The following is a 16,278-nucleotide window of genomic DNA, read 5'->3' as shown; positions in this document are numbered from 1 at the left end:
GACCCACTCCGCGCCGGCTGGCCGGTGCGCCACCGCCGTCGTGGTCCGCAGCCGCAGCGCCGTCTCCCGCCGGCGCCGGGCGACCGCGCCCACGGTCAGCGCCGCGACCACCGCCAGCAGCTGCAGCAGCGAGAGTGCCGCGGCGCCGGGCAGGTCCAGCAGCTCCACCGTCCGCAGGTAGATCTCCGTCTCCAGCGTCCGCAGCCGCGACCCGCCGAGGATCAGCACCACGCCGAAGCTGGTGGCGCAGAACAGGAACACGACCGCGGCGGCCGAGCCGATCGCCGGCGCCAGCGCGGGCAGCGTCACCGACGCGAACGTCCGCGCCGGGGACGCGCCGAGCGACCGCGCGGCGTCGTCCGCGCGCCGGTCCAGGTGCGACCACAGCCCGCCGACCGTCCGCGCCACCACCGCCACGTTGAAGAAGCTGTTCGCCAGCACGATCGCGAGCACGCCGCCGTCGGGCAGCAGGGTGCGAAACGCCAGCCCGACCACGACCGTCGGCAGCACGAACGGCACCAGGATCACGACCCGCACGAAGCCCAGTCCGGGCAACGAGGTCCGCGCCAGCAGGTACGCCACCGGCAGCCCGGCCACCAGCGCCACGGCGGTCGACGCGGCCGCCTGCCCGACGGTGAACGCGAGCAGCTGCCAGGTGTCGGCGCGGGCCAGCACCGCGAGCACGCCGCCCTCGCCGAGTCCGAGTCGCAGGATCGCGACCACCGGCCACACGAAGAAGACCGCGAGGAAACCCAGCGGCACCAGTGAGATCAGCGCAGGGGCTAGCCCTGGACGAGCGTGCGCCACTCGTCGATCCACCGCTCCCGGTTCTGCTGGATGTCCGCCGGTGGCAGTGTCTCGGCGGCCGTCGGCTGCGGCGCCGCCTGCTCCCACGCCTCGGGCAGCGCCACGCCCTCGCGCGCCGGGTAGACGAACATCTGCTCCGGCACGGCGGCCTGGAACTTCTCCGAGAGCAGGAAGTCCAGCACCTTCTTCGCCGAGTCGGTGTCCTTCGCGCCGTTTAGCACGCCGGCGTACTCGACCTGGCGGAAACACGTGTCGAGCAGCGCCTTCGTCCGCGGCTTGCCGTCCTCGCCGAGCTCCGCGGACGGCGACGACGCGTAGGAGACCACGATCGGGCGCGGGCCCTTGCCCGAGGAGCCCGAGAACTCCTGGGTGTAGGCCTCCTCCCAGCCGCTGACCACCTGCATGCCGCGGCCCTTGAGCGCCACCCAGTACTCCCGCCAGCCGTCCTCGCCGAGAGCCGCGATCGTGCCCAGCAGGAACGCGAGCCCCGGCGAGCTCGTGGCCGGGTCGGAGACCACGAGCATGTCGGTGTACTCGGCCTTGGTCAGGTCGGGCAGCGTCTTCGGCTCGGGCAGGCCCTTCTCGGCGAGCGCGGCCGTGTCGATGTTGACGCACACGTCGCCGACGTCGACCGCGGTCAGCCGGCCGGAGTCGTCGACCTGGTAGCGCTGCGGGCCCTTGTCGGCCTCCGGACTGCGGTACTCGGCGAACACGTCCTCGTCGAGCGCGCGCGAGGCGAACGTGTTGTCCACTCCGTACGCGAGGTCGCCGACCGGGCTGTCCTTCGTGAGCACCAGCTGGTTGGTCAGCGCGCCCGCGTCGCCGAGCTTGCGCACGTCGATCGTGATCCCCGAGTCGCGCCGGAACTCGTCGAGCAGCTCCTGCGGCGCGGCGAACGAGTCGTGGGTGACCAGCACCACCCGCTTGCCGTCCTCGGCTCCGGAGTCCGAGCCGGAGTCGGAGCCGAGCGTGCAGCCAGACAGCACCAGTGCGGTCGCCACCACGACCGCGGAAAGCCTTCTCATCTGCGAGCCTCCTCCCTGCGCCGGCATGACCCGGATCAGGTTCGACGGTCGAGGGCTTTCCGCCCTCCTCTCAGCCCGGCTGCACCGGACTCCCGTGGGTTCGGTCAGCCTACCGGTGCGGGCTCGGCCGCTAGGCGGCACCATGGAGACATGCCCGAGTTGCTCAGTGACGAAGACAAGGGAAAGGCCCTCGGTCGGCTCACCGACTGGCGCAACGACGAGGGGGCGTTCGCGCGCACGATCGAGCTGGCGAACTTCCCGCAGGCCATCCAGGTGGTGAACCGGGTGGCGGAGATCGCCGAGAACGACAACCACCACCCGGACATCGACATCCGCTGGCGGACGCTGACGTTTCGCTGCACGACCCACTCCGCGGGCGGCGTCACCGCCTCGGACGTCAGCCTCGCCGAGGAGATCAACGGGGTGATCGACGCGATCGCGACGCCGCCCGAGTAGGTCAGGCCCGGAAGGGGCCGGTCACCTCGAAGGTCATCCCGGGGTCGGTCGTGCCGCCGCCCGAGCCGCGCTGGGAGGAGAAGTACAGCCGCGTGCCGTCCGGGCTGAACGCCGGGCCGGTGATCTCCGAGCCGTCGTGCCCGTCCACCCGCACGAACGGCGCCACCACCGCGTCCGGCGTGATGACGCAGATCTCCAGGTTGCCGCCGTCCTCGGCCACGAACAGGTCGCCGCTCGACGTGCCCGTCACGTTGTCCACTCCGGACAGCGGCTCGTCGGCGTCGTAGGTGAGGGAGATCGTGCTCGCGGCGGCGTCGTAGGCCCACACCCGGTTGTCGCCCTTGGTGGTGAACCAGCAGACGCCGCCCGCGTAGTAGCAGCCCTCGCCGCCGTCGAACGGCTTCGAGCCCTCGACCTGGTCGCGGGTGTCGTCGTCGTCGGCGGACGGGTCGGGCACGACGGCCCACGTGACCGCGCCGCTGGTCTGGTCCTCGGGCCCGACCATGATCTCCAGGGTGCCGGCGGACAGGTCCGGCCACGCGGACGGCGTGAACCGGTAGAAGCCCCCGTCGCCCACGTCCTCGGTCATGTAGACCACCTGGCGGTCGGGGTCGACCGCGCACGCCTCGTGCTTGAACCGGCCCATGGCCGGGCGCGCGACCGCGTCGTTGACGCCGAACGGGTCGGTCTCGAAGACCTCGCCCCTGTCGACCTCCTCGCAGGACAGCCAGGTGTTCCACGGCGTCTTGCCGCCCGCGCAGTTCACGTTGGTGCCGTCGAGGATGCGGTACGCGTCCGTGATCGAGCCGTCGGCGGCGAACTTGACCGCGGCGGCGCCGCCGATCAGCGGCACCTCGCTGTTGGACACGTAGATCCAGCCGTCCCCGTCGGCGTAGCAGGCGCCGCCGTCCGGAGCCATGTGCCAGAGGTAGCTCGAGTTGGTCACCTTCTCGAGGCTGCGCGCGACGATGCGGCTGGTGAAGCCCTGCGGCAGCGCCAACCCGTTCGCGTCCGGCGGCAGGAGCGGCCCGTAGGGCCCGTCGCCGTCCGCCGCCGTCGCCGAGAACGCGTTCAGCCAGGACGCCCCGCCGAACGCCGCGGCGGCCGCGCCGGCCACCGACACCTTCAAGAAACCACGTCGCTCCATGGCTACGCAACGTAGCGTGATCAACTGTCTCCGAACAGCCACGGCCGACGTAGGCCGAACGGACTAGTCAGCCGAGCGCCGTCGCCAGGATGACCACGATGGACAGTAGGACCGCGACCGCGGTGAGCGCCATGACCGCGGCCATCCCGCGGGTCGGCTGCGGGGTGAAACCGATCGCGCCGGCCATGAACATCACGGCCGGCGCGCGGTAGTACACGGTGGTCTGCTGCCCCGGGTACACGGCGACGCCGAGCTGCGCGGGGCCCATCTCGCCCAGGTACCGGGTGCTCACCCGCACGTTGTACTGGCCGGCCGGCAGGTCGATCGGCCAGTGACCCCAGTTCGCCGTGATGGGCTGCCCATTGATCTCGATCTTGGGTCCGGTCACGGCGAGGATGAACGCCATGGGCGAGTAGGAGGCGTCGACGACCAGGCGCCCGGGCGGCGCGAAGCCGCCTGGCTGCGGAGAGCCACCCGGCTGCGACGAGCCGCCCGGCTGGGAGAAGCCGCCCGGCCGCGGATAGCCGGCCGGCTGCGAGTAGTCGCCGGGTTGTGGGTAGCCGGGCGGCGGTGGGCCGGGCTGCTGGTAGCCGCCGGGCGGTTGGCCGGGTTGTGGGTAGCCGGGTGGCGGGTGGCCACCGGGCGGCTGGCCTCCGGGTGGGCCGTACGGCACGGTCATGCCCGACATTGTGGCGTGCGGTCGGCGTGGCGTGCGGTCAGCCCTCCGTCAGCGGCACGGTCGTCAGCGGCACCAGGCGGGGCGCCTCCCGGCTGCCCTCGGCCCGCTCCACGACCATCTCCGCGCGGCGGCCCGAGGTGCGCAGCGTCGCGACCGCGTTGCCGAAGTACGGGCCGGAGACCTTGGTCCACTCCACCGGCAGCGGGTTGATGTCCTTGCGCCGGAGGGCCATCCGGCCCAGCACGGCGGCGAGCGGGCGCCACCAGGCCATCACGAACAGCGGACGCATCAGCCGGTCGACTTCGTTGTGCACCGGCGAGCAGGTCAGCTGGTAGACGGCGGCCTGGACCGGCTCCGGGAAGCTCGCCCGGGCGGCGTAGACGTGGTGGACGTCGCCGGAGAGCACGCACACCGTGGCCGCGTCGCCCTTCGCGATGCGCAGGATCAGCCGCGTCAGCCGGTCGTAGGAGGCGCGGAACGACGGCCAGTGCTCGAGGTCGGCGGTCTGGCGCAGCCGCTCGGCCAGCCGCCCCCGCCAGCCCGGCCGGCGACAGGCGACCTCGTTCATCGACTGGATGTGGTTGATCGCGTGCGGCATCAGCCAGGGCAGCGACGAGCCGATCAGCAGGTGGTCGTAGTTCCCGTCGGCGTGGTGCTCGATCCACTCGAACTCGCCGTCGCCGACCATCGACCGGGCGCCGCGGTCGAGGATGCGGCCGGACCGGGTGTCGATCACGAGCAGCCGAACGTTGCCGAAGTCGCGCCGGTAGCTCCACCGGGTGCCCTTGCGGCCGTTGACCTCCTGGCGGGCGCGGTCGGCGAAGTCGCGCAGGATGTCGACCGCGTCGCCGTCCCGGCCGGTCGCGACGACCTTGGCGTAGATCTCGTCGGCCTCGAGGTCGTCCGGGGCGAGGTTGCCGATGTGCTGGTAGATCCAGTATGTCGCGAGCGCGCCCCGCTCGCGGTCGTGCCACCAGGTGGTCTGCTGCTTCTCGTCCCGCCAGGACTGGGAGGTGTTCCAGTCGTCGCGCACGTCGTGGTCGTCGAAGATCATCGACGTGGGCACGGTCGACATCAGCCAGCGCACCAGCGGCGAGGCCCAGGACTCGTGGTAGAGCCGGGTGTACTCCTCGAAGTCGGCCACCTCGATCCCGGGCGGCTCGTCGAGGCTGCGCCGGCGGCTGATCCACTCGCGCGTCGCCTTGGTCGTCTCGTCGGCGTAGACCTGGTCGCCGAGCAGCATCAACGAGTCGGGCCAGTCGCGCTCGTCCTGCTCGCGCATCCGCTGGGCGTAGGCGGCGAGCGCGTCCGGGCCGATCCGGCGCTGCTCGGCCGGGTCGTCGGTGTCCGGCATCCGGCAGGAGCCGAACACCATGAGGAACGCGGGGTCGCCGCCGTCCGGGAAGGTGCGGATGCGGCTGGGCGGCATGCCGCTGTCCGCCGGCGGCCACACCCGTTCGCCGTCCAGCTCGACCTCGTACGGCGTGCTGGTGCCGGACTCCAGCCCGGTGACCACGACGAGCGCGTAGTGGTGGCCTGCGACGGTGAACGTGTGCGCCGACGCGCCCGCGATCTCGACCGTGCACGGAGCGTCGGTCTCGACCCAGACCGTCGCCGATCCGGTGTCCACGTGCCGCAGCAGCGGGCCGAGCAACAGGTCGGGCATCGCGCCTCCTCTCCCGGACATCCAACACTGTGTTCGTAAAATCCGGCTTAGTCCTTTCGGAGCTAGCGGCCCTCGGGCCGAGCGTGCCAGGTTCGGCGTGCCTGGTTTTTGCCGAAATGTCGGGGAGAGGCGAAACATGAAGCGGTCGCTGGCGCCCGCCCTGGTCCTGGTGTTCCTCGCCGCGCTGGTCGCGGTGCCGGTCTCGGCAGCGCCGCCGCCGGCGGGGCCGACCCGAGCCACCACCGAATGTGACCCGATACTCCCGGCCGCCTGCCTGCTGCCGTTCCCGAACGACTACTACACCGTGCCCGACGAGTCCACCCCGACCGGCCGGCGGGTCAGCTTCACCCCGGAGATGATGCCGCGCAACGTCGCCGGCGTCCCGATCGACCCGGCCGAGTGGAACCGCAACGACGGCTTCTCGCCCGGCTCGATGATGGTCGCGGCGGTGCACGGCATCGATCTCGTCAAGACCGGCGCCGCGCCGATCACCGACATCGGCGCCTCGCTGCGCCCGGACGCGCCGGTCGTGCTGCTCGACGCGACCACCGGTGAGCGGCACCCGTACTGGGTCGAGCAGGACCAGCGGGCCACCGACCCGGCCCGGCAGGCCCTGGTCATCCGGCCGGCCCGCAACCTGACCGAGGGCCACCGGTACGTCGTGGGTCTGCGCGACCTGGTGGACGTGTTCGACCGGCCGATGCCGGCCGGCCCGGTGTTCGAGCAGATGCTGGGCGCCAACCCACCCGAGGACCCCGCCCTGCGGCACCGGTGGGAGACGCTGCGCCCGGCGCTGGGCGACCTGGAGAAGGCCGGCGTGGAGCTCGCCGACCTGCACCTCGCGTGGGACTTCACCGTCGCCAGCACCGAGAACCTGGCCGGCCGCGCGCTGTCGATGCGTGACGAGGCCTTCGCCGCGCTCGGCGACGCGGCGCCGAAGGTCACGATCACCAGCGTCCAGAACCCGACGCCCGAGGAGGATCCCTCCTTCGCGCGCAAGGTCGTCGGCACGGTCGAGGTGCCCAAGTACCTCGACCGCCCGGACGGTGGGCCAGGCTCGCGGATGACCTTCGGACCGGACGGGCGGCCGCAGGCGAACGGCACCTACCAGGCGACGTTCCAGTGCAACGTCCCGCGCAGCACGGCGAGCTCCGGACCGGCGCGGCCGCTGCTGTTCGGGCACGGCCTGTTCGGCAACCACACCGTGGTGGACGCCCTCGGCGCGGTCGCGAACGAGGCAAACGCGCTGCCCTGCGCAGCGAGCTGGCTCGGCATGTCCAGCGAGGACGTCAACCACGTCGTGGAGGTGCTCGGCGACCTGTCCGGGTTCCCGACGCTGCCGGACCGGATGCAGCAGGCGTACCTGAACATGATGTTCCTCGGCCGCGTCATGAGCCACCCGCAGGGTCTCGCCGCGCTGCCCGAGTTCGCCGGGCTGTTCGACCTGGACGCCGACCTGGGCTACGCGGGCATCAGCCTCGGCGGCATCCAGGGCACCGCGCTCACCGCGCTGGCGCAGGACTTCACCCGCTCGGTGCTGCTCGTGCCGGCGATCAACTTCTCGACGCTGCTCAACCGGGCCGCGCCGTTCCAGTCGCTGCAGCCGGTCATGGACCAGAACTACCCGGACCGCCTCGAACAGCAGATCGGCTTCTCGCTCATGCAGATGGTGTGGGACCGCGGCGAGGGCAACGGCTACGCCAACCACATCACCCGCGACCCGCTGCCCGGCACGCCCGTCAAGAAGGTCCTGCTGCACCAGGCGTTCGGCGACCACCAGGTGTCGAACTTCGCCACCGAGGTCGAGGCGCGCACGCTCGGGCTGAACGTAGTGCGGCCGGCGCTCGCGCCCGGTCGCGACCCGTCGGTCGAGCCGCAGTGGGATCTGCCGGCGGTGCCGGGCTTCCCGTTCGACGGCTCGGCGCTGGTGCTCTGGGACAGCGGCTCGCCCCCGCCGCCGCTGGGCAACCTGCCGCCGGTCGAAGGCCACGACCCGCACAACGACACCGCGAACACCCCGGCCGCACGCCAGCAGGCGGCGCACTTCCTGGCCACGGGTGAGGTGATCGACGTCTGCGGTGGTGCGCCGTGCGTGGCGATCCCCGTCGGCTAACTGTCGGCCTACCCCAATAGGGTGTCGCTCACCCGAGTTCCCACGCGGAAGGAGCGGCACCCCGCGATGACCGAGGTTCTCGAGCTACGGCAGTACACCCTGCGCCCCGGCGGGCGAGACGTGCTGATCGACCTGTTCGACCGCGAGTTCGTCGAGCCGCAGGAGGCCTTGGACATCCGGCTGTACGGGCAGTTCCGGGACCGGGACGACGAGGATCGGTTCGTGTGGATCCGGGGCTTCCCGGACATGGCGACCCGGGGCGAGGCGCTCGCCGCGTTCTACGGCGGTCCGGTCTGGCGCGAGCACCGCGCGGCCGCGAACGCGACGATGATCGACTCCGACGACGTCCTGCTGCTGCGCCCCGCGACTCCCGACACCGGCTTCGACGTGCCGGCGAGCCGACCCGACGCGGAGTCGTCCTCGCTGGTGACCGTGACGCTGTACCACCTGCCGCCGGGTGCGGGCGACGAGTTCACGGAGCTGTTCGTCCGCGAGGTGCGGCCGTTGCTCGCCGACCTGGGTGCCACGCCGCTCGCCTGCCTGCGGACGGATCCGAGCGAGAACAACTTCCCCGCGCTGCCGGTGCGGACCGGGGAGAACGTGTTCGCGTGGGTCGCCGCGCACGCCGACCAGGAGGCTCATCTCGAGCACGTCCGGCTGCTCGGGCGGTCCACGCGGTGGACCCACGACCTGCTGCCGCTGCTCGCGAAGCACTTCGCGCGGGGGCCCGAACAGCTGCATCTGGGGCCGACAGCGCGGTCCCGGCTGCGGTGACCACAACGTGACGACCTGCGGCTCCCCGTAACACAGGGCCCGGTCCGCGCGACCTCATGAACGTTACGGCGCAACGGGAGGTGGCCATGGAGCCGCAGATGATCTGGGATGTTCCAGTGGTCGACGGTCTTGACCGACAGCGCAGCCTCGTGGTCACGGTGTCCGATGGACGCGTCGCCGTGCTGCCGCCGCCCGGTGAGGGCTTCTACCTGCCGCCGCAGTCGATCTGGCAGCTGCACGAGGCGATCCGGTCGGCAGCGCTCGTCGCCGCCGGCATGGCTCCCACGGAGCCGGTCCGCGCCGCGCACTCAGCCGTCCACTGAGTCGTCTACTGAGGAACCTCTGCTCCTGGTGAGCGCGGCCGCGACCCCGACCGTCGCGGCGACCTGCTCGTCGGGGGCGCTGAACTCCGGCCAACGCGGCCGGACCAGGTACAACACCCCGTCCACGGCGTCGACGGACTCCGTGTCGGCCGGGACGGCGGCCAGTCGCTCGCGGACGTCCGCGGGCAGCTCACGTCCCGAACCGCGGCGGATGCGGCGCAGCTCAGTGCGGTTCAGCCGCAGCTCCGGCGCGGTGTCCGGTGCGGTCTCCGGCGGCGCTACCTCCGGCAGGCGGACGAGGTAGCCGGTGTGCCGGGTCGTCGCGCCCTCGGTGCTGGCCTCGAGGAAGCAGGTGACCGCGACCTCGAACCCGTCCACCCGTCCGAGGGCGAGCACCGCGCCGTGGAACCAGTGAGACTCGGGCAGCTCCCAGCCGTCCGCGGGCAGCGCCTCGGGGTCGGTCTCGGAGTGTCCGCCGTTGCGGTGCGCCCAGTCGGCGAGCGTCACGGCCGCCTTCTGCACCCGCTCGGTCTCCCGCCGCTCGTCGGCGCCCTTCGAGTTGGCGACGAGCAGCCCGCCAACCCCACAGACGACCATCACCACCACGGTGATCGGCAACGGCACCCCGAGCACCGACAACACGACCGCGGGCACCGCAGCACACAGGAACGAGACCAGGTTCGCCATCAGACCGTTGGTACCAGATCGACGTGTCCAGTTGTCCCACTCGGCGAATCCTCTCGGAACGCCGCAGGTCACCCGCGACAAAGCAGACGATACAAGCCGAGGTCACGGCAGAGATGGCGTCAAGGTCCGCGCCCTTACCGCCGGGCGACCGCGATCAACTCAGGTCCAGGCGGGTCGAGATTCTGGTGCAGAACGCGGCCAACCGGGCAAGTCTTCGCGGTAGCTCAGACGTTGAAGCGGAACTCCACCACGTCGCCGTCCGCCATCACGTAGTCCTTGCCCTCCATGCGGACCTTGCCGGCCGCCTTCGCCGCCGCCATCGAGCCCGCTGTGGTCAGGTCGTCGTAGGAGACGATCTCCGCCTTGATGAAGCCGCGCTCGAAGTCCGTGTGGATGACGCCCGCGGCCTGCGGGGCCGTCCATCCTTTGTGGATCGTCCAGGCGCGGGCCTCCTTCGGGCCCGCGGTCAGGTATGTCTGCAGGCCCAGCGTGTGGAACCCGGCGCGGGCCAGCGAGTACAGGCCCGGCTCCTCCTGACCGATCGACCCCAGCAGCTCTCGCGCCGACTCCTCGTCGTCGAGCTCCAGCAGCTCCGCCTCGACCTTCGCGTCCAGGAACACCGCGTCCGCGGGCGCCACCAGCGACTCCAGCGCCGCCCGGCGCGACGCGTCGCCCAGCACGGTCTCGTCCGCGTTGAACACGTACAGGAACGGCTTCGTCGTGAGCAGGCTGAGCTCGCGCAGTCGCGGCCCATCCACTTCGGACTGCGCGGCGAACAGCGTGCGGCCGGAGTCGAGGACCTCGGCGGCCTGCTTGGCCGCGTCCAGCGCGGGGCGGGCCTCCTTGCGCGTCCGCGCCTCCTTCTCCAGTCGCGGCAACGCCTTCTCCAGCGTCTGCAGGTCCGCGATGATCAGCTCGGTGTTGATCGTCTCGATGTCGGACTTCGGGTCGACCCGACCGTCCACATGCACCACATTGGGATCGTCGAAGACGCGGATGACCTGGCAGATCGCGTCCGCCTCGCGGATGTTGGCGAGGAACTTGTTGCCCCGGCCCTGCCCCTCCGACGCACCGCGGACCAGGCCGGCAATGTCCACGAAGGACACTGTGGCGGGCACCACACGCGCGCTCTCGAACAGCTTCGCCAGCACGGCCAGCCGCGGCTCGGGCAGCGGGACGACCCCGACATTGGGCTCGATCGTCGCGAACGGGTAGTTCGCCGCGAGCACGTTGTTACTGGTCAGTGCGTTGAAGAGGGTGGACTTGCCGACGTTGGGCAATCCCACGATCCCTAGGGTCAAACTCACTGGGGTGAGTCTACGGGGCCCGGTGCGCACCCCCCGGACCGCCCGAGGAAAGGATTAGCCCGTTTGGACGCTAGTCAGGTGTGGCCGCCTCAACAAAACTCCGTGATCTCTGGCCTGCACACACTTCACCGCGCGTGAGTGCTCGCTCGCGCGCGGAAGACAAGGACTTGGGATGACCCACACAAGCTCGCGCCGTCGGGGCAGAACCCGCGTCGGTGCCGCACTGGTCGCGGTGGCCGCCGGCGTCTCGCTGGCGACGCTGCCCTCCAGCGCCGGTGCCGCGCCGACACCACCACAAGCCCCCGACCCCGGCGTCGGGCTGGGCAAGCAGGATCGTGAGCTGGTCGCGCAGGCCGATGAGGACGGCAAGCGCACGGTCGAGCTGCAGCTCATGGCCGACAAGGGCGTCGTCGACGACCTCACCCGCGCGGGCGCGAAGATCAGGTACCGCGCCGACGACCTCGGCTACATCCGCGCCGAGGTCCCGGTCGGCAAGGCCGAGGCGGTGGCCGAGCTGCCGGGCGTCGACGGCGCGAACGTCGACCGCACGATCAAGCTCGACGACCCGCGCCCGGAGGGCATCCAGGACCCGTCGCCGCAGCCTGCGCCGGGCCGCGACACCCCACGGGTTAACCCCTACATGCCGACCGGTGACACGGGCGCGGCCCAGTTCGCCCAGTCGAACCCGAAGTTCGACGGCCGCGGCGTGACGGTCGGCGTCGTGGACACCGGCGTCGACCTCGGCCACCCGTCGCTCAACACAACCAGCACGGGCGAACGCAAGATCGTCGACTGGGTCACCGCGACCGACCCGGCCTTCGCCGGCGGCGTGAACGAGGACAACGACCCGACGTGGATCGACATGTCCGACCCCGCGCCCGGCCAGCCGTCGGGCTACCGGTTCGGCATCTTCGACGAGCGCGACCCGCGGCTGGGCGGCGAGCTCGGCAACGACGTCAACCGCGACGGCAACCCGGCGGGCAGCATCGGCACGTTCGGCGTGCTGTGGGACCCGGCGACCAACCGCGTCTGGGTCGACGTCAACCAGAACAAGAACTTCGGCGACGACAAGCCGATGACCGACTACAAGGTCAAGCAGGACGTCGGCCGGTTCGGCACGGACGACCCGGCCACCCCGGTCGCCGAGTCGGTGCCGTTCGTCGTGCAGACGAGTCCGTCGACCAACTCGGTCAACATCGGCATCGTCGCCGGTGAGCACGGCTCGCACGTGGCGGGCATCGTCGCCGGCAACAAGCTGTTCGGCGGCTCGATGAACGGCGCGGCCCCCGGCGCGAAGCTGGTGTCGGTCCGCGCGTGCCTGTTCGTCGCCGGCTGCACCTCTCACGCGCTGGACGAGGGCATGATCTACGCGGTCGAGGAGGCCGGCGTCGACGTGATCAACATGTCGATCGGCGGCCTCGACCTGGTCAACGAGGGCGCCACCGCGCGCGAGCAGCTGTACAACCGGCTCATCGAGGAGCACGGCGTGCAGATGTTCATCTCCGCGGGCAACGACGGCACCGGCGTCAACACGACCAGCCAGCCGTCGCTGGCGAGCAAGGTCATCGGCGTCGGCTCGTACATCACGAAGGCGTCGTGGCAGCGCAACTACGGCTCGAACGCCGCGCAGCAGGAGAACCTGCACCCGTTCTCCGGGCGCGGTCCGCGTGAGGACGGCGGCTTCAAGCCGAACGTGATCGCGCCGGGCTCGGCCATCTCGACGACCCCGACGTGGCTGGAGGGCGGCCCGGTCGTCGGCACCTACCCGCTGCCGCCGGGCTACGCGATGCTGCAGGGCACCTCGATGGCCTCGCCGCAGACCGCGGGCGCCGCGGCGCTGCTCGTCGGCGCCGCGAGACAGCGCGACGTGTCGCACGACCCGGCGCAGCTGCGCCAGGCGTTCACCTCGACGGCCCGGTTCATCCCGAACTACCAGGCCTACGAGCAGGGCAACGGCCTGATCGACGTGCGCAAGGCGTGGAACGCGTTGCGGGCGAACATCTCCGTCACCGACATCAAGTCGTCGGTGGAGGTCAACACGGTGCTGTCCGACTTCCTCACCACCCCGGGCGTCGGCACCGGCATCTACGACCGGGAGGGCGTCAAGCGCGGCGACCGCTACACCCGCGAGTACACCTTCACCCGCAACTCCGGCCCGAGCGGTCCGGTGACCTACCAGGTCAAGTGGGTCGGCAACGACGGCACGTTCAGCTCGGCACGCTCGATCACGCTGCGCAAGGGCAGCGCGGTCAAGTTCCCGGTGTCGGTCGACGTGCGGTCCTCCGGCGTCCACTCGGCGATCCTGAACCTCGACAGCCCGATGTCCACCGGCATCGAGTACCAGACGATGAACACGGTGATCGGCGCCGAGGACTTCACGGCCGGCGGCGGCTACCAGATCCGGCACGGCGGCGAGGTCGGACGCAACGACACGCACAGCTACTTCGTACGCGTGCCGGCGAACGTCCCGGCGCTGAAGGTCGACCTGCAGGGCGGCGGCACGGGCGCGGGCGCCGGCCAGATCCGGTTCATCCGCAACCACCCGTACGGCGTGCCGATCGAGTCCACGTCGTCGCTGAACTGCTACAACCCGCCGGTGCCGCCGGGCAACGCGTGTGACGCGGGCAGCCCGACGAGCCGCACGTTCACCAACCCGCTCGCGGGCGTGTGGGAGATCGTGGTCGAGGCGCGGCGGACCTCGGACGCGGCGTTCGCGCCGTACACGATGACCGCCTCGGTGCTCGGCGCGACCGTCTCGCCGAACCCGGACACGATCCCGTCGGCGCAGCTCGGCCAGCCGCTGCAGCGGCAGTACACGCTCACGAACGAGTTCGGTCCGTTCACCGGGCGGGCGCGGGCGACCAGTCTCGGCAGCGCCCACATCGACCGGCCAACCATCGCGGCGGACGAGGAACAGCGGATCCCGATCGCGGTGACCGCGGGCGCGACCTCGCTGCGGGTGAAGATCGGCAACACGGCCGACCTGGGCGCGGATCTCGACCTCGAGCTGTTCGACTGCACGAGCGGGACCTGCGTGTCCGCGGGCGTGTCCGCGGACGGCGACTCCGAGGAGCAGGTGACCGTCGCGAACCCGGCGGCGGGCGCGTGGGAGGCGCGGGTCGCGGGCTTCGGGGTGCCGGCGGGCACCACGGAGTACGACTACCTCGACGTGTTCTCCGGGGCGTCGTTCGGCACGTTCCAGGTCGCGGACACCGACCAGGAGCGGCCGGGTGGCAGCACCTGGACCGTGACCGGCACGCTCACGCCGGCCGCGGCACCGGCCGCCGGTCGGGTGCTGTTCGGCAACGTCGTGGTGGTGACGAACTCCGGCGCGCTGGTCGGCACGGGTGACGTGATCGTCCAGTCGGTCAGCTAGCAAGCGAGATCGGACGAGGCCGCCCTCGGGTTCGCCCGGGGGCGGCCTCGCCGTGTCCAACGCCGTGTCGGATTTCCGCGAGCCGGGCCTCGTCGGCGCTGGCAGCATGGACCGTGTGCGAATAGACGAGGAGCAGGGCTACCGGGCGTCGGCGTCCCGCGACGTGCGGTTCGACGGCCAGTTCATCATCGCCGTGCGGACCACTCGGATCTACTGCCGGCCGTCCTGCCCGGCGATCACGCCGAAGCGGCAGAACATGCTGTTCTTCCCGACCGCGGCGGCCGCGCAGCAGGCCGGTTTCCGTGCGTGCCGGCGCTGCCTGCCGGACTCGGTGCCGGGCTCGCCGGAGTGGAACCTGCGCGCGGACCTGGCCGGCCGCGCGATGCGGCTGATCAGCGACGGCGTGGTGGAGCGCGAGGGCGTGCCGGGCCTCGCGCGGCGGGTCGGCTACTCGGAGCGGCACCTGACCCGGGTGCTCACCGCGGAGCTGGGGGCCGGACCGCTGGCGCTCGCCCGGGCGCACCGCGCGCACTCCGCGCGGCTGCTGATCGAGACGACCGCGCTGGGGTTCGCGGACATCGCGTTCGCGGCTGGGTTCGCGAGCGTGCGCCAGTTCAACGACACGATCCGCACGGTGTTCGCGACGACGCCGTCGGGCCTGCGGGTGGCGGCGCGGCGGCGGTCGCGCGCGGGCGGGCCGGCGGCGGGGAAGGTGACGCTGCGGCTGCCGTACCGGGCGCCGTACGACGCGGCCGGGGGCATGGCGTTCCTCGCGGCGCGGGCGGTGCCGGGTGTGGAGTACGTCGAGGACGGTGAGTACGGCCGGACGCTGCGGCTGCCGCACGGCACCGGCACCGCGCGGCTGCGCCCGGCGGACGGGCATTTCGACTGCACGTTGCGGCTGACCGACATGCGGGACCTGAGCAGCGCGGTCGCGCGGCTGCGTCGCCTGTTCGACCTGGACGCGGACCCCGCCGCGGTGGCCGACGTGCTCTGCGCGGACCCCGCGCTGGCCCCGTCGGTGGCGGCGACGCCCGGCGTGCGGCTGCCCGGCAGCGTCGACGGGGCGGAGATCGTCACCAGGGCGCTGATCGGCCAGCAGATCTCGGTCGCCGCGGCACGCACCGCGCTCGGCACGCTGACCGGCGCGCTCGGCGACCCGCTCCCGTCCCCGGACGGCCGGCTGACCACGCTGTTCCCCTCCCCGGCCGCGATCGCCGAGGGTGGTGCGTCCGTGCTCAGGGGCCCGCGGCGGCGCATCGACACCGTGCTGACGGTGAACGCCGCGCTGGCCGCCGATGAGCTGGACGTCCACGTGGGTGCCGACCCGGACGAGCTTTCCCTTGCGCTGCAACAGTTCGCCGGTGTCGGCCCCTGGACGGCCGGCTACGTGCTCATGCGGGTGCTCGGCGCGCCGGACGTGCTGCTGTCGACGGACGTGGCGCTGCGCAAGGGCGCGCGGGCGCTGGGCCTGCCCGCGGACCCGGACGCCCTCGTGGCGCACGGCAACGCGTGGCGCCCGTGGCGATCGTACGCGGGCATGCACCTCTGGCGCGCCGGCTGACCGTCCGTCCACAACGGACACGTTCGCGGCGGGCGGAGTCCGCTGACCGCGATCTTCGTTGCGCCGGCGGGGATCCGGACGGTGCGGTGAGGGCATGGACGCCGCGCCGCGATTTCCCTGCTCGTCGCCGTACTGGCCCGTGGTCACCCACCCGCGGCTGCGAAAGGTGCTGCCCCGGCCTGGTGATCTCCGGTCTCGGGGACGGGATGTCGGTCGTGGCGATCAGCTGGCTCGCGCTGCAGCTGGCGCCGGCCACGCACCACGGCACCTGGGTCGCGGTGGCGTGCTCTTCGGCAGGTTCCTGAGCGGGCGCGGCGGCGCGCAGCTCGCCGGCTGGAACGCCGTGCTGCGCGC

Annotated in this window: 14 protein-coding genes and 1 riboswitch; of the genes, 7 read left to right on the top strand and 7 right to left on the bottom strand. The window is 71.9% G+C overall.

From position 1 onward, the window contains the following. Together ACRDSK_RS22540 and ACRDSK_RS22535 are read right to left on the bottom strand one after the other, a co-directional pair. The coding region (locus ACRDSK_RS22540) for an ABC transporter permease (RefSeq protein WP_431443220.1) at positions 1-807 on the bottom strand (807 nt) is incomplete at its 3' end. Continuing rightward, positions 783-1,832: a thiamine ABC transporter substrate-binding protein gene (locus ACRDSK_RS22535; RefSeq protein WP_431443219.1), complete on the bottom strand. Its 1,050-nt coding sequence runs from the start codon at positions 1,830-1,832 to the stop codon at positions 783-785. The genes ACRDSK_RS22540 and ACRDSK_RS22535, both read right to left, overlap by 25 nt. After that, positions 1,828-1,938, bottom strand: a riboswitch (TPP riboswitch). (Overlaps the previous gene by 5 nt.) 44 nt (positions 1,939-1,982) lie before the next feature. Here ACRDSK_RS22535 and ACRDSK_RS22530 point away from each other — a divergent pair. Then, positions 1,983-2,288, top strand: coding sequence for a 4a-hydroxytetrahydrobiopterin dehydratase (locus ACRDSK_RS22530; protein ID WP_431443218.1), 306 nt, complete (start codon positions 1,983-1,985; stop codon positions 2,286-2,288). A 1-nt stretch (position 2,289) separates the two neighbouring features. On the opposite strand, the gene ACRDSK_RS22525 is transcribed toward ACRDSK_RS22530, so the two are convergent. From ACRDSK_RS22525 to ACRDSK_RS22515, 3 genes are all read right to left on the bottom strand, one after another. Continuing rightward, entirely contained in the window at positions 2,290-3,435 is a 1,146-nt protein-coding gene (locus tag ACRDSK_RS22525) for an alkaline phosphatase PhoX (RefSeq protein WP_431443217.1), read from the bottom strand. Between the two features lie 67 nt (positions 3,436-3,502). Beyond that, on the bottom strand, positions 3,503-4,114 hold the full coding sequence (locus tag ACRDSK_RS22520; protein WP_431443216.1) for a hypothetical protein: 612 nt from the start codon (positions 4,112-4,114) through the stop codon (positions 3,503-3,505). A 37-nt stretch (positions 4,115-4,151) separates the two neighbouring features. Further along, positions 4,152-5,780 carry an alkaline phosphatase D family protein gene (locus ACRDSK_RS22515; protein ID WP_431443215.1) on the bottom strand — a complete coding sequence of 543 codons (1,629 nt, stop codon included), beginning with the start codon at positions 5,778-5,780 and terminating at the stop codon, positions 4,152-4,154. A gap of 136 nt (positions 5,781-5,916) precedes the next feature. Between ACRDSK_RS22515 and ACRDSK_RS22510 the strand changes: the two genes are divergently transcribed. The 3 genes from ACRDSK_RS22510 (at position 5,917) to ACRDSK_RS22500 (ending at position 8,990) form a co-directional block, all read left to right on the top strand. Beyond that, complete coding sequence (locus ACRDSK_RS22510; RefSeq protein ID WP_431443214.1) at positions 5,917-7,893, top strand: hypothetical protein; 1,977 nt, start codon at positions 5,917-5,919, stop codon at positions 7,891-7,893. A 66-nt stretch (positions 7,894-7,959) separates the two neighbouring features. Further along, on the top strand, positions 7,960-8,667 hold the full coding sequence (locus tag ACRDSK_RS22505) for an NIPSNAP family protein (RefSeq protein ID WP_431443213.1): 708 nt from the start codon (positions 7,960-7,962) through the stop codon (positions 8,665-8,667). A gap of 86 nt (positions 8,668-8,753) precedes the next feature. Beyond that, positions 8,754-8,990, top strand: coding sequence for a hypothetical protein (locus tag ACRDSK_RS22500; RefSeq protein WP_431443212.1), 237 nt, complete (start codon positions 8,754-8,756; stop codon positions 8,988-8,990). Here ACRDSK_RS22500 and ACRDSK_RS22495 read toward each other — a convergent pair. Both ACRDSK_RS22495 and ychF read right to left on the bottom strand, forming a co-directional pair. After that, a complete protein-coding gene (locus ACRDSK_RS22495) occupies positions 8,976-9,677 on the bottom strand; it encodes a hypothetical protein (protein WP_431443211.1) in 702 nt (233 codons plus the stop codon). The two genes, ACRDSK_RS22500 and ACRDSK_RS22495, sit on opposite strands and share 15 nt — an antisense overlap. Positions 9,678-9,901: 224 nt before the next feature. Then, entirely contained in the window at positions 9,902-10,984 is a 1,083-nt protein-coding gene (ychF, locus tag ACRDSK_RS22490) for a redox-regulated ATPase YchF (RefSeq protein ID WP_431443210.1), read from the bottom strand. A 172-nt stretch (positions 10,985-11,156) separates the two neighbouring features. Here ychF and ACRDSK_RS22485 point away from each other — a divergent pair, with 172 nt between their 5' ends. The 3 genes from ACRDSK_RS22485 to ACRDSK_RS22475 all read left to right on the top strand — a co-directional run bounded on the left by ACRDSK_RS22485 (position 11,157) and on the right by ACRDSK_RS22475 (position 16,229). After that, positions 11,157-14,360 (top strand): S8 family serine peptidase, encoded by a 3,204-nt coding sequence (locus ACRDSK_RS22485; RefSeq protein WP_431443209.1) that lies wholly within the window; start codon positions 11,157-11,159, stop codon positions 14,358-14,360. Between the two features lie 106 nt (positions 14,361-14,466). Beyond that, positions 14,467-15,924 (top strand): AlkA N-terminal domain-containing protein, encoded by a 1,458-nt coding sequence (locus tag ACRDSK_RS22480; protein WP_431443208.1) that lies wholly within the window; start codon positions 14,467-14,469, stop codon positions 15,922-15,924. A gap of 182 nt (positions 15,925-16,106) precedes the next feature. Then, the gene (locus ACRDSK_RS22475) at positions 16,107-16,229 is read left to right on the top strand and encodes a hypothetical protein (protein WP_431443207.1); all 123 of its coding nucleotides are present in this window, start codon (positions 16,107-16,109) and stop codon (positions 16,227-16,229) included. The last annotated feature ends 49 nt before the right edge of the window (positions 16,230-16,278 follow it).

Source organism: Actinophytocola sp., from assembly GCF_050699915.1.
GTDB lineage: Bacteria > Actinomycetota > Actinomycetes > Mycobacteriales > Pseudonocardiaceae > Actinophytocola.
Note: the sequence above shows the minus strand (reverse complement) of the source record. Positions and strands in the feature narration are given on the sequence as shown.

Bases quoted from the DNA above. Each gene is read 5' to 3' on its own strand.
- ACRDSK_RS22525 (WP_431443217.1), bottom strand. From the start codon at position 3,435: ATGGAGCGACGTGGTTTCTTGAAGGTGTCGGTGGCCGGCGCGGCCGCC.
- ACRDSK_RS22480 (WP_431443208.1), top strand. From the start codon at position 14,467: ATGGACCGTGTGCGAATAGACGAGGAGCAGGGCTACCGGGCGTCGGCG.
- ACRDSK_RS22505 (WP_431443213.1), top strand. From the start codon at position 7,960: ATGACCGAGGTTCTCGAGCTACGGCAGTACACCCTGCGCCCCGGCGGG.
- ACRDSK_RS22530 (WP_431443218.1), top strand. From the start codon at position 1,983: ATGCCCGAGTTGCTCAGTGACGAAGACAAGGGAAAGGCCCTCGGTCGG.
- ACRDSK_RS22515 (WP_431443215.1), bottom strand. From the start codon at position 5,780: ATGCCCGACCTGTTGCTCGGCCCGCTGCTGCGGCACGTGGACACCGGA.
- ACRDSK_RS22510 (WP_431443214.1), top strand. From the start codon at position 5,917: ATGAAGCGGTCGCTGGCGCCCGCCCTGGTCCTGGTGTTCCTCGCCGCG.
- ACRDSK_RS22500 (WP_431443212.1), top strand. From the start codon at position 8,754: ATGGAGCCGCAGATGATCTGGGATGTTCCAGTGGTCGACGGTCTTGAC.
- ACRDSK_RS22535 (WP_431443219.1), bottom strand. From the start codon at position 1,832: ATGAGAAGGCTTTCCGCGGTCGTGGTGGCGACCGCACTGGTGCTGTCT.
- ACRDSK_RS22495 (WP_431443211.1), bottom strand. From the start codon at position 9,677: ATGGCGAACCTGGTCTCGTTCCTGTGTGCTGCGGTGCCCGCGGTCGTG.
- ACRDSK_RS22520 (WP_431443216.1), bottom strand. From the start codon at position 4,114: ATGACCGTGCCGTACGGCCCACCCGGAGGCCAGCCGCCCGGTGGCCAC.
- ACRDSK_RS22485 (WP_431443209.1), top strand. From the start codon at position 11,157: ATGACCCACACAAGCTCGCGCCGTCGGGGCAGAACCCGCGTCGGTGCC.